This window comes from Polaribacter sp., assembly GCF_049276715.1.
Classification (GTDB): domain Bacteria; phylum Bacteroidota; class Bacteroidia; order Flavobacteriales; family Flavobacteriaceae; genus Polaribacter.
Window position 1 is genome coordinate 1 of record NZ_JBASWY010000033.1, and the last position, 15,505, is coordinate 15,505.

Below are 15,505 nucleotides of genomic sequence, written 5' to 3' on the forward strand. Positions count from 1 at the left end.
GGTCTTGGTTTTCTATCTCTATCTCCACCACGACTATCTCTTCCGCGATTATCACGTCCACCGCTTCTATTGTCATCTCTTGGAGGTCTTTCTACAAATCCTTCAGGTTTTGGCAAAAGTGCTTTTCTAGAAACTTTTTCTTTACGAGTTCTAGGATCTTTTCCAAAATATTTCACATCGAAAACATCTCCCATATTTACAACATCAGTAACATTGTCTGTACGTTCCCAAGCTAATTCAGAAATGTGCAATAAAACTTCATTACCAGGAGCATCTGTATATTCTACAACAGCACCAAAATCTAACATTTTTATTACTTTCACCTCATAAGCACTTCCAACCGCTGGTTTAAATAATAAAGAATCTATTTTAGCTAAAACGGCTTCAATACCATCTGGGTTTGTACCTAAAATTTCAACAATTCCTTCTGTCGTAATTGGATCTTCGTTAATAACGATAGTACAACCAGTTTCTTTTTGTAATTCTTGAATTACTTTTCCACCAGGTCCAATTAAAGCACCAATAAATTCATTTGGAATAGTTTTGGTAACCATTTTTGGAGCATGTGCTTTTACATCTGCATTTGGTACAGCAATTGTATCAGTTATTTTTCCTAAAATATGTAATCTACCTTCACGTGCTTGTTTTAATGCACTCACTAAAATCTCGTATGATAAACCTTTTACTTTAATGTCCATTTGACAAGCAGTAATACCATCAGCAGTACCAGTAACTTTAAAATCCATATCTCCTAAATGATCTTCATCACCTAAAATATCAGATAAAACAGCATATTTATCACCTTGAGAAATTAAACCCATTGCAATACCAGAGACAGGTTTTTTTAATTGAATACCAGCATCCATAAGAGCCATTGTTCCAGAACAAACAGTTGCCATAGAAGAAGAACCATTCGATTCTAAAACTTCTGATACAACTCTAACTGTGTAAGGACAATCTTTAGGAATCATTCCTTTTAATGCTCTTTGTGCTAAGTTTCCATGACCAACTTCACGTCTAGAAGTTCCTCTTAAAGGACGAGCTTCACCTGTTGAAAAAGGAGGGAAGTTATAATGTAAATAGAAAGTTTCTTCACCTTCATGAGATGGCATATCTATTTGATTTGCTTCTCTTGAGGTTCCTAAAGTAACTGTTGCTAATGCTTGTGTTTCTCCTCTTGTAAAAATCGATGAACCATGTGTAGATGGTAAATAATCTACTTCACACCAAATTGGTCTAATATCTGTAGTTTTACGTCCATCTAAACGTAAACCTTCATTTAAAGTTAAATCTCTAATTGCAATTTTTTGTGCTTTTGCAACGTATTTATGAATTAATTTTCCTAATTCTTTTTGCTCTTCTTCAGAGAAAGAATTGAAAACTTCTTCTTTTATTTCGCTAAATGCAGCACTTCTTTCATGTTTTGCAGAGCCTGCTTTTGCAATAGCATATGTTTTATCATATACTAAATCATGAATTTTAGCAGCCAATTCATCATCATTAGCTTCTGTAGTATATTCTCTAGTTTCTTTTTTACCAAAAGCTTCTGCTAATGCAACTTGTGCAGCACATTGTACTTTAATAGCTTCGTGTGCAAATTTAATTGCTTCAGCCATTTCTTCTTCAGAACACTCATCCATTTCACCTTCTACCATCATTACAGAATCTGCAGAAGCACCAATCATCATATCAATATCTGCTTCTAACAATTGAGCTCTTGTTGGGTTGATGATGAATTCGCCATTTACTCTACCAACTCTTACTTCAGAAATTGGCGTTTCGAATGGTACATCTGATAATTGAATAGCAGCAGAAGCAGCCAAACCAGCCATTGCATCTGGCATTACATCATCATCATGAGACATCATTTGAATCATAACTTGTGTTTCTGCATGGTAATCTTTTGGAAATAATGGACGTAAAACACGGTCTACTAAACGCATTGTTAATACTTCGCCATCACTTGGTCTTGCTTCTCTTTTAAAGAAACCTCCAGGATAACGTCCTGCAGCAGCAAATTTCTCTCTATAATCTACAGTTAATGGTAAAAAATCTACATCTGCCTGATGATAATTTGAAACTACTGTACATAATAACATACAATTTCCTGATTGAACAACAACTGAACCATGAGCTTGTTTGGCAAGCTTACCAGTTTCTAATGAGATGGTTCTTCCATCTCCAAGGTCTATGACCTGTCTAAATACTTTTGGAATCATAAATGAATTCTAAATTTTTAATTACTAATTTTTTGTTGTTGTGCTGTAGTTGTTGTGTGTTTTTCCAATGGAAATTCAAAAGCTAGTTAGTTCTTTTGATTTTTTTATTTCTTTAAAGTCTGTTATTCTTTAAAGAACTTTTAGTTTTCTGTTTTACTGAATCTAGTTCAGGGAAGTCTCAGAAATGACTTATTTTTTAATTTGAAATAAACTGCAGAAACAATTTTTAATAAAAAAGAGGCACGTTTATAGAGCCTCTTTTTTATTGGAATTATTTTCTAATTCCTAATTCTTGAATTATTTCACGATATCTTGTAATATCTTTTTTCTTCAAATAATCTAATAAACTTCTACGTTTACCAACCATCATTACTAAAGAACGCTCTGTATTATAATCTTTACGATTGTTTTTTAAGTGTCCAGTTAAATGGTTAATTCTGTGCGTAAATAACGCAATTTGACCTTCTGCTGTTCCAGTATCGTTTTTTCCTTTACCGTGTTTTTCGAAGATGCCTTCTTTTACTTCTTTTGTTAGGTACATGCCAATATTATTTAAATGATTTTTATGTAGCTCAATGATGTTTTCATTGAGTTTGCAAATATAGTTTTATTTTTTTGAATAACTAACTGAAAATTAAACCTTTTTCTTTAGGCTCTAACAGGTATATTCTGAATTAAATCGATATACAAGTTTACTTGTTTTTTTAATTCTTTACGTTCGTAAATCGCATCTAAAAATCCATGTTCCAATACAAATTCAGATTTTTGAAAACCTTCTGGCAATTCTTTACCAGTTGTGTCTTTTACAACTCTTGGACCTGCAAAAGCAATTAATGCATTTGGTTCTGCAATATTAATATCACCTAACATAGCATAAGAAGCTGTTGTGCCACCAGTTGTTGGATCTGTACATAAAGATATGTATGGAATTTTTGCATCTGCTAATTGTGCCAACTTTGCTGATGTTTTTACCAATTGCATTAAAGAAAGCGATGCTTCCATCATTCTTGCTCCTCCAGATTTTGAAATCATTAAAAATGGAATTTTATTTTCTATAGAATAGTTAATTGCTCTAGCAATTTTTTCACCAACCACAGAACCCATAGAACCTCCAATAAATTTAAAATCCATGGCTGCAATAACTAAATCTTTTCCTAAAGATTTGCCAACTGCAGTTCTAACAGCATCTTTTAACTTTGTTTTTTCTTGTGCTTCTTTTAACCTGTCTGGATATTTTTTAGTGTCTTCGAATTTTAAAGGATCTTTAGAGGTTAGTTTTTCATTTAATTCTACAAATTTATTATCATCAAAAAATAATTCGAAATACTCTTTACTACCAATTCTAACATGATAACCATCTTCTGGACTCACATAAAGATTCTTTTTTAGCTCTTCAGTATCTATGATTTTTCCACTAGGAGTTTTATACCAAAGACCTTTTGGAGTGTCTTTTTTATCTTCTGTAGGTGTTTGAATTCCTTTATCAGTTCTTTTAAACCAAGCCATATAAGTTTATTTTAGTTCTTCTTTTTACCCTTCATTTGTTCTTTTTCATCACAAAGCAAGTGTACAAATATAAGTGTTTTTGCGAACTATCAAGATTTCTTTAAATGATTATTTCTGAGTGATTTGCATAAAAAAAGCATTTTGAGAAATCTTCAAAATGCTTAAATTTATTAAGAAACTTATATTTTATAAAGTATCTACATTGTTTAAATCTGCAAAAGCCTGTTTTAAACGTGTTTTAAAAGTCTCTTCTCCTAAACGCAACCAACCTCTTGGATCGTAGTATTTTTTGTTAGGTTTATCTCCTCCCTCTGGATTTCCAATTTGAGTAGCTAGATAGGCTGCTTTACCTTGCATATAATCTCTAATTCCTTCTGTAAAAGCAAATTGTAAATCAGTATCAATATTCATTTTAATTACACCATAACCAATAGCTTCTCTAATTTCTTCAACTGTAGAACCAGAACCTCCATGAAATACAAAATCGATATGATTTTTTTCTACACCATATTTTTTAGTAATAAATTCTTGTGAATTTTTTAAAATTTTAGGTGTTAATTTTACGTTTCCTGGTTTGTAAACTCCATGTACATTTCCAAAAGCGGCAGCTATTGTAAATTGAGGAGAAACTTTTAGTAACTCTTCGTAAGCATATGCAACTTCTTCTGGTTGTGTGTATAGTTTTGAAGAATCTACATCAGAATTATCTACACCATCTTCTTCACCACCTGTAATTCCTAATTCGATTTCTAAAGTCATACCCATTTTGCTCATTCTAGCAAGGTATTCTTTGCAAATTTCTATATTTTCTTCAATTGGTTCTTCAGATAAATCTATCATATGAGAACTATACAATGGTTTTCCTGTTTCTTCGAAATGTTTTTCTGATGCGTCTAGTAAACCATCTATCCATGGTAATAATTTTTTTGCACAGTGGTCTGTGTGTAAAATTACTGTTACACCATAAGCTTCTGCTAAAGCGTGAATATGTTTTGCTCCAGCAATACCACCAGCAATTGCTGCTTTTTGCCCTTCGTTAGATAATCCTTTACCTGCTTGAAATTGTGCACCACCATTAGAAAATTGAATGATTACTGGTGCATTTAATTCTTTGGCAGCTTCTAAAACACCATTAATTGTGTTAGAACCTACAACATTAACAGCTGGTAATGCAAATCCTTTTTCTTTTGCGTAGTTAAAAATTTCTTGAACTTCTTTTCCTGTTGCTACACCAGGTTTGATATTGTGACTCATGTTACGTTTTTTAATTGATGTTATTTGTCAAAAATAATAAAAATTAGTAGGTTTTACATTAAAGAATATCGATAAAATAACGAAAACGTTACCTTTTTAAAAAGGATAGTTGATACCAATATTGTAAACTGCATTATTAAAGTTGTAATTTCTAAACCACCTATTTCCACTTAAATAGGGTTCGTAAGTTTTAAAACCAACATCTAAACGTAAAATTAGAAAGTTAAAATCTATTCTAGCTCCAAAACCAGAACCAATAGCTATTTCCTCTATGGATGATAATCCCTTAAATTTAGCATCATCTTCTATAAAACTAGATCCTGAAATGTCCCAAATATTTCCTGCATCAACAAAAAGTGCACCTTTTAATTTGCCAATGACGTTAAATCTATATTCTGCACTGGTTAAAAACTTTAAACTACCCACATTAAATTCTAAACCAGTATTTCTGCTTCCTGGACCCAACTCATAAGTTTGCCAAGCTCTAATATCATTTGAACCTCCTGCAAAGTAACTTTTGGTAAATGGTATATCTGAATTGTCATAAGCAATAATAGACCCTAGAAAAGCTCTAAATGCAAATACTGAGTTGTAACCAACATCCCAAAACTTTTTATATTCGATATCTGTTTTAAAATATTGAGCTAATGGTATATTTAAAAAAGTTTTTTTGCCATTTTGATTTATGTCTTTAGAAAACAGGCTAAAAATATTTCCAGAATTGGCAACTCGTATTTTAAAAAACGAAAAACTAGTGTCTTTAAAATCGCTTTGATTGTTGTAGGTAAATGTATATGCAAGAATAGGAATTAAAAAATCGGAGGTAATAATATTGTATCGATTTAAAATATTTAAATTGGTGTTGTATAGTTCTGGATTTGTATTTTGGAAATTATTATTTCGATTATTATCAGCTATTAAACCCATAAAAGAAATGGCTTCTTCAGGTAAATTTAAAACTCTATTAGGATCGCTATAAAATGCTTGAGCTACTTCGTTTAAATTTTGATATTCAGAATTATAAATATTAAAAAAACTATCTACATTTAAATTTTGAATGTATTGTGTGTTAAAAATTTCTAGTTGAATTGTTTTTTTCGGATTATACTGCCATTTGTAATCTGTTAGAAATGTAAAAGTTTGCCTATCTAAACCAATATTTTTTTGAAAACTAGAACCAATAGAAAACAGTGTTCTTGGAGACATTTCTTTGGGTACTAATTTACTTAAACTAAAAGGTGCTAGGAACCTTGGCACTTCTAAAGATGCATCTGTACCAATTTCCCAACCAGGACCAGTATTTGAATTAAACCATGAGCCTAAAAAAGATAATTTTAGTAGTTCTGCACCTCTAAAAGCGTTTCTATTTGTAATAGAAAATTTACCAGAAACACCCAAATTTCTAATGTTAGAATGGGTTAATTCCGATTCGAAACCTAAAGTGTATTTTTCAAGTGGAGAAAGATAAATATCCATGATGAGCTCTTCACTATCATCATAAACAGGTGTAAATTTTATATTGGCGGTTTTAAAGTTTTTTAGAGATTTTAAATTAGTTCTAGTTAAATTTCGAAGAGTGTCTTTATAAATAGTATTAGGTCTTAAAAATATAGATTGAGATAAATATTTTGGATTGTACCTTAGTTTATCATAAGCCATAAAATTAATTCCGTTAAAAGAAACAGAACTTTGAATGGAATCTGATTTTTTTATAAAAGTGTAATCTGTAATTACATTTACCTCTTTAATTTTATGAACTTTGTAAGGCTTTTCTATATAATTACCATCTACTTCTTCTAATCTATTTGCAGACATTAAAAAATCTACATTGGTTTTAAAATCTGTTCGAGTAGAATCTACATAAAAGCCTAAAGAAGAGTCTGTAAAGTGATATATTCCGTTATTTCTAAAGAGTTTTACAACATTACTAGCTTCGTTTCTAAAGGTTTGATCTTTGTATTGATTTCCTTTTTTTAACAAACTTTCTAGGCCTGAATTTTTATATATAGAATCTAAAACTGGCGATTCTATTTTAAAATTTATGGTATCTAAAATAGTTGGTTTTCCTTTTATGATGTTATATATTATAGTCGCTTTTTTTTCTATAGAATCTCTAATAATTTCAGATTTTACAGTCGACTTAAAATATCCTTGCGTTTTGTAATATGCAGCTAAATTATCTTCGGTCTTCTTTACTTTACTAACACTTACTATTTCTGGCTGATCATAATCTAAAAACCATTGATTTAAGTTTATAAAAGAATTTGCATACGCAATACTTTGTTTTTCTGAGAAAATCTTTTTTACAAAATCATAAGAACGAGGGTTTTTTTGAGCCCATTCTGTGGGTGTTTTTGGTTTATCGTGATTTCCTAAATTATGAAAATACAAACCTACAGGTAAACCAAGTATTGTAGCATTTGGTTTCTGTAAAATATATTTTTGTAAATCTGTGGCTTTGGTTTTTGTACTATCTATAAAAAAAATATTTTTTTTAAGCATGTGCTCTCCTTCTATAACATGCTCTGTGGAGTTACATGAAGCAAGAAATAATAAAATCAAAAAATATAAAGAAAGTTTTTTCATTATTTTAGCACTGCAAAGAAAATCAAAAATAGTATTTTTCAACGGTATAATTCTATAATCTATTAATGAATATCTCTAAAAATCAATTAAAAACTATAACAAGTTTATCTCAAAAAAAGTATAGACAAAAACATTCTTTATTTTTAGTGGAGGGCGTTAAGGTTGTAAATGAAATTTTAAATTCTTCTTTTGAGGTTGATACTATTTTTGCCACAGAAGATTTTGAAAGCAATTTTTCTACGGATAAAATTATTACCATTTCAGAAAAGGATTTACAAAAAGTAAGCAATTTAAAAGCACCTAATAAAGTTTTAGGATTATTTAAAATTCCTGATGAAAAACCACTTCAAAAAACAGGTTTAACTATTGTTTTAGATGCCATAAACGATCCAGGAAATTTAGGAACCATAATTCGTTTATGCGATTGGTTTGGAGTTACCCAACTCGTTTGTTCTAAAGATACTGTAGATTGTTACAACCCAAAAGTAGTGCAAGCAAGCATGGGTTCTTTAACTAGAGTTTCTGTGAAATATATAGATTTAAAAAGCTATTTAGAGGAAACCAATTTACCAACTTTTATTGCAGATATGGATGGAGAAAATGTTTACAAATCTAAGCTACCAAAAGAAGCTATTCTAATAATGGGAAATGAAGCAAATGGTGTAACTGATGAAATAAAAAAGTTAGTAAAAAATAAAATATCAATTCCTAGGTTTGGAGAAAATCAAGAAATAGAAAGCTTAAATGTAGCAACTGCAACAGCAATTTTATTGAGTGAGTTTAGAAGAAGTTTTTAGTTTTTGGTTAATAGTTTCTTGTAAAACTATTTCTACTTTGCAACTTTGTTACTTTAAAACTTTGTGACTATTTCTACTCAAAAGCAAAATTCAAGAAAATTCCACGAGTTCCCATAAAATTTACTGGAGCTGTCCATTGGCTATTAGGATTGTCATCGTATTTAATTTCATTATTAATAGCGAAAACTCCACGAATTGATGGGGAAAATTTAAAGAATGATAAATAAATATCAATACCTACACCAACTTCGTACATAAAATTATGGGTTTGCATTCTAAATTGTCCAGCAGAATTATCATCTTGATTCGCTTCATTACTAGAAAAGTTATAATCGTAAGAAACGCCTGCTAATAAATAAGGACGAACATTTCTATACCTGTCTGTGCTAAATTTAAAAAGGACTGGAAAGTGTAAATAGGTTGAGCCAATTTCTCGAACACTATCTCGTCTTAAAGGCAAATGATTAAAATAAATATTCTTAGAATTACTTACCAAACCTGGTTCTAAACGCAAACTTAGGTTTTTGTGTAAACGCAACTCAGCAATTAAACCCACATTAAAACCAAAAGTTGGCTCTATAGAAATATCTGCATTTAAAATAGCACTGTTTTTTAAATTTAGTTTAAAATCATTTTGATTCATGCCCAAATAAAAACCATAGTGCAATCTTCTTTTATCGAAAGTGGGTAGGTTTTCTAAACGTTCTCTTTGTGCAAAAAACACTGCAGAAGTTATTAGAAAAAAACCTAAAAGAATAACTTTTTTATTCATACTTATTTTCTAGCTATATAAATTGTGGCAACTCCAAAAGTTACAGGTATGTGCTCTGTATGTTTAAACCCATTTTTTTGTAAAATATTGTTGAATGTTTCTCCAAAAGGAAAAGAATTTGCAGATTCAGATAAATACGAATAAGCGACTTTGTCTTTAGAAAACAATTTACCCACCACAGGTAAAAACAAATTTGTATACATTTTATAGCCTTGTTTAAAAGGAAATTTTGTTGGGTTAGAAGTTTCTAAAATAACTAGAACTCCTGTTGGTTTTAAAACTCTTGCAATTTCTTTTAAACCTTTGTTTAAATTGGCAAAATTACGCACCCCAAAAGAAACTGTAATAGCATCGAAAGTGCTTTCTTCAAAAGGCATATCTTCAGAATCTCCAACAATCATTTCTATTTTTTCTGATAGTTTTTGTTTTGCAATTTTCTGCTTTCCAACTTCTAACATTCCTGCAGAAATATCTAAACCAATAATTCTATCTGGGTTTAGAGAAGCCATCATTAAAGCTAAATCTCCAGTTCCAGTAGCAATATCTAAAATTTGTTTTGGATTGTTTTTACCAACAATTTCGACTACTTTTTTGCGCCACTTTACATCTATACCTAAAGAAATAACTCTGTTTAAACCATCGTAATTTTCAGAAATATTGTCAAACATTTGTGTGACTTGTTCTTTTTTACCTAGTTTAGAATCTTTATATGGATTTATTTTTTCTGCTGACATTTTAATTTTTCTTCAGGCTTTAAGCAAAATACTGAAAGCTAAATTTTATTTTTCTTCAAACTTCAAAATTCTAACCATTTATAGCTACAACTTCATTAATTTGATTTGGTAACATTTCTTTTAACAAGGTTTCAATTCCGTTTTTTAAAGTTGCTGTAGATGATGGACAACCACTACAAGCGCCTTGCAAAATTACGCTAACTATTTTGTTTTTTTCATCATAAGAACGAAAAGCAATATTACCTCCATCACCTGCTACAGCTGGTTTTATATACTCATCTAAAATGTCTACAATTTGTGCAGATATACCTTCTAATTGTATTTTTGGTTCTTCTGTTTTATTTTCTGAAGTAGCTTGTTGTGTTGCAGGAAGTTCTTTAATAATGGTTTTTCCAGAAACTAAATACTCACGAATATAGGTTCTAACTTCTGCAAAAACTTCCTTCCATTCCACCATATCATATTTAGTAACAGAAATATAATTATCAGAAATAAATACTTCTTTTACAAAAGGGAACGTAAAAATGGCTTGGGCTAAAGGTGATGATTTGCTAGCTTCATCAATATTTTTAAACTCAACATCTGTTTGCGTTAAAGATTTATTGGTGCCAAATTTCATTACAGAGGGGTTTGGAGTTACCTCTGCATAAACTTCTATAGCTTCTTTTTTTGTGGTCGAGGTTTGTTCTACAACAACTTCATTTCCATCATTTAAATACGCTTCAATTTGTTCAGCAACTTCCTCTTGAACATCAATCCATTCTACAATATCAAAACGCTGAATTGCTATAAAATTGGCTGTAATAAATATTTTCTTTACAAAAGGTAAGTAAAATAATTGCTGTGCTAAAGGTGCATTTTTAGCTTCGTCGATATTCGAGTATTCGTAACTACCTCCATTTATTAAAATTTGATTACTATTAAATTTTAAAATGGTGTTGTTTGTAGTTTCTTGAATTGTAATTTTAGTCTCTTTCATAATCTTTTATAATAAGTTGCAAAATTAAGGCAAAAAACTTAATTGCAATAAAAAAGACCTTGTATGTTTTTAGAAATACAAGGTCTTATTTTAAAAAGTGCTTTTATTTATAAATTTAAGGTCACAGTTGCTGTGAATATTCTGTTGTCTAAAGTTAAATTTGCGGCATTTACATTAAAGCCAGAATAAAAATTATAAGGTGCTGTTCTACTATTATCACTATAAGAAAAGTCTAGCTTAAAATTGCCAAAGTTATAACCACCACCTAAAGAGTAACCTTTTATATTATCTGAATCTAAAGCTGCTATATCTGGACTTTGCTCAAAAACATAACCACCTCTTATGCTAAATCTATCAAAACGCCATTCTGTACCAATGTTAAAGTTGTGAGTATTTCTAAAATTATCTTGAAAAGATTGGTTTTCTTGAGAAAAATCTGCTCCAGAAAGTTTTATTCTTTTAAAGTTTTTATTCGAGTAATCGATACTTATTAAGCCCATTTTTCCAAAAATAAATGCGCCACTTGCTGTTATTTTACTAGGTGTTTTAAGTCTGTATATTAATGATTGAGAAGGGAAAAAACCTCCAGAAGTATTATCATAAATTAAATTATCATTACTAACTAGAATTTCAGTATCTCCAAAAAAGCCATCATTATTAACAATATTGGTATCTTCTATAAGTTCTGTAAACCAAGTTGGTGTTTGGTAAGATAAACCAAATCTAAAGTTTTCATGTGCTTTGTATATAAAACCCGCATTTAAAGAAAAACCGGCACCAGTAGTAAAATTTTCTTGATATAAAAAGGCATCCAATTCATTTCCATTTACATCGCTATTAAACTCTGTTAAAGTAGATTGTTGACTAAAATTTAAATCGTAAAAATTAAACCCTAAACCTAAATGTAATTTATTTTGATAAACAGATGAAAAAGCAACATTAAACTCGCTAATTTCACCCCTAAAAGTATTGTTAAAACGCTGTTCGTCTGCGATATCGTAAATCAATGCAGGGTTGTTTGTGTCTAAAGGATACTCTGTAAAAGTTGCAACACCACTATTTCCTTGTGCTAAAAAACCATCATTAAAATCTTTTGTAATTCTGTAGTTTAAACCAATGGCAAATTTTGTCCAATCAGTATTGTAAGAACTATCAAAAACTAAAACAGCACCTAATTGAGATAGGTTTATAAATTGATCTTGAGTAGTGATACTGTTTCCATAATAGTTTGTATTAATGTCTGAACTTCTAGAATTAAAAGAACCAGAAAACATGCTGTTATTAAAAACAGACAGGCCAGCAGGATTTACATTAATGGAAGAAATATCTCCACCTAAAGCTCCAAAAGCACCGCTCATTGCTGTATATCTTGCAGATCCATTATTATCACTTTGAGAAAATAAGATTCCTAAATCTTGATAGCCCAAAGATTGAGAAAAGGACGTAACTGTTGCCGCGAACAGAGCCGCTATTATAAAAAATCTTTTCATTTTTTTAAATTTTCTTTAGAATGTTAATTTAATTCCCTCCTCTTCTAGAAGAACTAGATGAAGATGAACCTCTAGAGCTACTGCTGCTTCTGCTTGATGAACTAGAACTACTACTTCTAGTTGAGCTAGAACTCCTAGATGATGAACTGCTACTAGATGAACTAGACCTTCTTGAAGGGGTGTAGTTTCCATCATTGCTTCTTGTGCTCGATGATCTTCTAATATTACTAGTGCCTGTTCTTGTAGGAATTCTTCTAGTTGAAGAAGAACTACTCCTTATTGTTGAACTATTTCTTGTTCCAGAAATATTTGAATTTCTTGTAATCGAATTGGACGACCTTCCTGTGTTAGAATTATACCTGTTATTAGAACTAAGTCTAGAATTTGCACTATTATTTCTTCTACCATTAGCATTGCTTGTAACTCTTCTGCCATAACTATTATTCCTATTGTAGTTATTATTCCAAAAGTTATTATTTCTCCAGTATGGGTTGTAAAATCCTCCATTCCACGCCCAATTATTATGATAAGGATGCCAATAAGGATTATAACCCCAAAAGCGATTTCCCCAAAAAGGATTTCCCCAACCACTGTAAAATCCCCAATCAGTATTGAAACCCCAACCGTTATTCAAGCCCCAGCCATTGTTAAAACCCCAACCCCAATTGTTAAAGCCTCCACCCCAAAAAGGATCATTAATTAAATTAACATTTACCACCACATTGTTATCTTCAAAACCCCAAGGTTGCCTAGAATTGTAATTTAAAGTATCAATTATATCGTCTTCAAAATATTCATCATCAGAGTTGTAAGTTTCTACATCTGTAAAAATTTCATTGTTTTCTAAAGTGTTTAATCGCTCTAGCTCTTTCGTAAAATAGTTATTATCATAGTCTCTATACTCTTTATCACTAACAACAATTACTTTTTTTTCTTCATTTTCATTTGATTTATCTCCGTAAATTCCATCATCATTATAAACACTATTATAAGTTCCGCAAGAAACCAATAACAAATTAGCAGTTACAAATAAAAGAAGTTGACTGAGCTTTAAGTTTTTAGTATTTAGTTTCATATGTATTTATTTAGATGTTTTTTATTGATGAATTTAGCGCGAAAAACTCTAAATTAGACTAATTTTGTAGCAATTTTTGATATTAGAGTTATTTTTAACAGAAAATTCACTTTAAATGTAGCAACATTTATGCCAAAGTATAGATTATGAGTAAGAAGTTAACTGAAAGAGCAGAAGATTATTCTAAGTGGTATAACGAATTAGTTTTAAGAGCTGATTTAGCAGAGAACTCTGCTGTTAGAGGATGTATGGTTATAAAACCCTATGGCTTTGCAATTTGGGAAAAAATGCAAGCAGAATTAGATAGAATGTTTAAAGAAACAGGTCATCAAAATGCTTATTTTCCATTATTTGTGCCTAAAAGTTTGTTTGAAGCTGAAGAAAAAAATGCAGAAGGTTTTGCCAAAGAATGTGCAGTTGTAACACATTATCGTTTACAAAATGATCCTGATAATCCTGGTAAATTGAGGGTAGATCCAGAAGCAAAGTTAGAGGAAGAGTTGGTTGTAAGACCTACTTCTGAAGCAATAATTTGGAGCACGTATAAAGGTTGGATTCAGTCTTACAGAGATTTGCCTTTGCTAATAAATCAATGGGCAAACGTTGTTCGTTGGGAAATGCGCACACGTTTATTTTTAAGAACAGCCGAATTTTTATGGCAAGAAGGCCATACAGCTCATGCAACAAAAACAGAGGCAATCGCAGAAGCGAAACAAATGCAAGATATTTATGCAGAATTTGCTGAAAGTTTTATGGCAATGCCCGTAATTAAAGGTGTGAAATCTGATAGTGAACGTTTTGCTGGAGCTGAGGATACCTATACTATTGAGGCATTAATGCAAGATGGAAAAGCATTGCAAGCTGGAACTAGTCATTTTTTAGGACAGAATTTTGCAAAAGCATTTGATGTGAAATTTACATCAAAAGAAGGCAAACAAGAATATGTTTGGGCTACATCTTGGGGTGTTTCGACTCGCTTAATAGGAGGCTTAATTATGACCCATTCAGATGATTTGGGATTGGTGTTACCTCCAAAATTAGCTCCAATTCAAGTTGTAATCGTTCCAATTTACAAAGGAGAAGAGCAGTTAGCAGCAATTTCTATTAAAGTAAATGAAATGGTAAAAAATTTACGAGCTAACGGTATTTCTGTAAAATTTGATGATAGAGATTCATTTAGGCCAGGAGCTAAATTTGCAGAATACGAATTGAAAGGTGTGCCAATAAGAATCGCTATTGGTAATAGAGATTTAGAAAATGGAACGTTAGAAGTTGCAAGAAGAGATACTTTAGAAAAGAAAACACTTAATCAAGAAGGAATTGTTTCTGTAATAGAAAACTTATTGGAAGAAATACAAGAAAATCTATTCTCTAAAGCAATTAATTTTAGAAAAGAGAAAACAACTGTTGTAGATACTTTTGATGAATTTAAAAAAGTTATAAAAACCAAAGGCGGTTTTGTTTCTGCTTTTTGGGATGGTACTGAAGAAACAGAAAATAAAATTAAAGAGCTTACAAAGGCTACAATTAGGTGTATTCCAAATGATACAAAAGAGGGAAATGGACAATGCGTATTTACTGGTAAACCGTCTGAAAAAAGAGTACTTTTTGCAAAAGCATATTAAATATTAAAAATTTTTAAAAAAATATTGCAGAGTTTTAAAAACATTGTATATTTGCATCCGCAATTAAGGGATTATTCTTATTTGTTATGGTCCGTTCGTCTAGGGGTTAGGACGCCAGGTTTTCATCCTGGTAACACGGGTTCGATTCCCGTACGGACTACAAAGTTTTAATAAAAACATAAGAATTAAGAAGTTATGGCAAATCATAAGTCAGCATTAAAAAGAATAAGAAGTAACAACGCTAAAAGGTTACTGAATAAATATCATCATAAAACAACTAGAAATGCGGTAAGAGATTTACGTGCAGTTGAAGATAAAAAAGAAGCTGAAGGAAAATTAGGAAGTGTTATTTCTATGATAGACAAATTGGCAAAAAAGAATATTATTCATAGAAATAAAGCTGCTAATTTAAAATCTAAACTAACAAAGCACATCGCTACACTATAGTTCTATTTATAGATTTTTACA

Annotated in this window: 13 protein-coding genes and 1 tRNA gene; 4 read left to right on the top strand and 10 right to left on the bottom strand. The window is 30.8% G+C overall.

Annotation, left to right across the window (positions count from 1 at the left end; translation table 11 throughout):
* From WAO74_RS09205 to WAO74_RS09225, 5 genes are all read right to left on the bottom strand, one after another.
* A partial coding sequence (locus WAO74_RS09205; protein ID WP_422161456.1) for a polyribonucleotide nucleotidyltransferase occupies nt 1-2,219 on the bottom strand: 2,219 nt, incomplete at its 3' end.
* 271 nt (nt 2,220-2,490) lie between these two features.
* Entirely contained in the window at nt 2,491-2,760 is a 270-nt protein-coding gene (gene rpsO / locus WAO74_RS09210) for a 30S ribosomal protein S15 (RefSeq protein WP_422161458.1), read from the bottom strand.
* Between the two features lie 107 nt (nt 2,761-2,867).
* Complete coding sequence (gene accD, locus WAO74_RS09215) at nt 2,868-3,725, bottom strand: acetyl-CoA carboxylase, carboxyltransferase subunit beta (RefSeq protein ID WP_422161460.1); 858 nt, start codon at nt 3,723-3,725, stop codon at nt 2,868-2,870.
* 186 nt (nt 3,726-3,911) lie between these two features.
* On the bottom strand, nt 3,912-4,979 hold the full coding sequence (gene fbaA, locus WAO74_RS09220) for a class II fructose-bisphosphate aldolase (RefSeq protein WP_422161461.1): 1,068 nt from the start codon (nt 4,977-4,979) through the stop codon (nt 3,912-3,914).
* A gap of 96 nt (nt 4,980-5,075) precedes the next feature.
* On the bottom strand, nt 5,076-7,565 hold the full coding sequence (locus WAO74_RS09225) for a BamA/TamA family outer membrane protein (protein ID WP_422161463.1): 2,490 nt from the start codon (nt 7,563-7,565) through the stop codon (nt 5,076-5,078).
* Between the two features lie 65 nt (nt 7,566-7,630).
* On the opposite strand from WAO74_RS09225, the gene WAO74_RS09230 reads away from it, so the two are divergent.
* A complete protein-coding gene (locus WAO74_RS09230; RefSeq protein WP_422161465.1) occupies nt 7,631-8,362 on the top strand; it encodes a TrmH family RNA methyltransferase in 732 nt (243 codons plus the stop codon).
* Between the two features lie 73 nt (nt 8,363-8,435).
* Here WAO74_RS09230 and WAO74_RS09235 read toward each other — a convergent pair whose 3' ends face one another.
* The 5 genes from WAO74_RS09235 to WAO74_RS09255 all read right to left on the bottom strand — a co-directional run bounded on the left by WAO74_RS09235 (nt 8,436) and on the right by WAO74_RS09255 (nt 13,412).
* A complete protein-coding gene (locus WAO74_RS09235) occupies nt 8,436-9,134 on the bottom strand; it encodes a porin family protein (RefSeq protein WP_422161467.1) in 699 nt (232 codons plus the stop codon).
* 2 nt (nt 9,135-9,136) lie between these two features.
* Complete coding sequence (gene ubiE / locus WAO74_RS09240; protein ID WP_422161468.1) at nt 9,137-9,868, bottom strand: bifunctional demethylmenaquinone methyltransferase/2-methoxy-6-polyprenyl-1,4-benzoquinol methylase UbiE; 732 nt, start codon at nt 9,866-9,868, stop codon at nt 9,137-9,139.
* Between the two features lie 70 nt (nt 9,869-9,938).
* A complete protein-coding gene (locus WAO74_RS09245; RefSeq protein WP_422161470.1) occupies nt 9,939-10,847 on the bottom strand; it encodes a NifU family protein in 909 nt (302 codons plus the stop codon).
* 107 nt (nt 10,848-10,954) lie between these two features.
* On the bottom strand, nt 10,955-12,337 hold the full coding sequence (locus WAO74_RS09250) for an OmpP1/FadL family transporter (RefSeq protein WP_422161472.1): 1,383 nt from the start codon (nt 12,335-12,337) through the stop codon (nt 10,955-10,957).
* 28 nt (nt 12,338-12,365) lie between these two features.
* Complete coding sequence (locus WAO74_RS09255; protein ID WP_422161473.1) at nt 12,366-13,412, bottom strand: hypothetical protein; 1,047 nt, start codon at nt 13,410-13,412, stop codon at nt 12,366-12,368.
* Between the two features lie 146 nt (nt 13,413-13,558).
* On the opposite strand from WAO74_RS09255, the gene proS reads away from it, so the two are divergent.
* From proS to rpsT, 3 genes are all read left to right on the top strand, one after another.
* The gene (gene proS, locus WAO74_RS09260; RefSeq protein WP_422161476.1) at nt 13,559-15,037 is read left to right on the top strand and encodes a proline--tRNA ligase; all 1,479 of its coding nucleotides are present in this window, start codon (nt 13,559-13,561) and stop codon (nt 15,035-15,037) included.
* Between the two features lie 88 nt (nt 15,038-15,125).
* Nucleotides 15,126-15,197: transfer RNA gene (locus tag WAO74_RS09265), tRNA-Glu, on the top strand.
* A gap of 35 nt (nt 15,198-15,232) precedes the next feature.
* Complete coding sequence (gene rpsT / locus WAO74_RS09270) at nt 15,233-15,484, top strand: 30S ribosomal protein S20 (RefSeq protein ID WP_422161478.1); 252 nt, start codon at nt 15,233-15,235, stop codon at nt 15,482-15,484.
* Nucleotides 15,485-15,505 lie beyond the last annotated feature (21 nt).

Coding starts and splice junctions, on each gene's coding strand:
- WAO74_RS09250 (WP_422161472.1), bottom strand. CDS start 12,337: ATGAAAAGATTTTTTATAATAGCGGCTCTGTTCGCGGCAACAGTTACG.
- accD (WP_422161460.1), bottom strand. CDS start 3,725: ATGGCTTGGTTTAAAAGAACTGATAAAGGAATTCAAACACCTACAGAA.
- fbaA (WP_422161461.1), bottom strand. CDS start 4,979: ATGAGTCACAATATCAAACCTGGTGTAGCAACAGGAAAAGAAGTTCAA.
- rpsO (WP_422161458.1), bottom strand. CDS start 2,760: ATGTACCTAACAAAAGAAGTAAAAGAAGGCATCTTCGAAAAACACGGT.
- rpsT (WP_422161478.1), top strand. CDS start 15,233: ATGGCAAATCATAAGTCAGCATTAAAAAGAATAAGAAGTAACAACGCT.
- WAO74_RS09255 (WP_422161473.1), bottom strand. CDS start 13,412: ATGAAACTAAATACTAAAAACTTAAAGCTCAGTCAACTTCTTTTATTT.
- WAO74_RS09245 (WP_422161470.1), bottom strand. CDS start 10,847: ATGAAAGAGACTAAAATTACAATTCAAGAAACTACAAACAACACCATT.
- proS (WP_422161476.1), top strand. CDS start 13,559: ATGAGTAAGAAGTTAACTGAAAGAGCAGAAGATTATTCTAAGTGGTAT.
- WAO74_RS09230 (WP_422161465.1), top strand. CDS start 7,631: ATGAATATCTCTAAAAATCAATTAAAAACTATAACAAGTTTATCTCAA.
- WAO74_RS09225 (WP_422161463.1), bottom strand. CDS start 7,565: ATGAAAAAACTTTCTTTATATTTTTTGATTTTATTATTTCTTGCTTCA.
- WAO74_RS09235 (WP_422161467.1), bottom strand. CDS start 9,134: ATGAATAAAAAAGTTATTCTTTTAGGTTTTTTTCTAATAACTTCTGCA.
- ubiE (WP_422161468.1), bottom strand. CDS start 9,868: ATGTCAGCAGAAAAAATAAATCCATATAAAGATTCTAAACTAGGTAAA.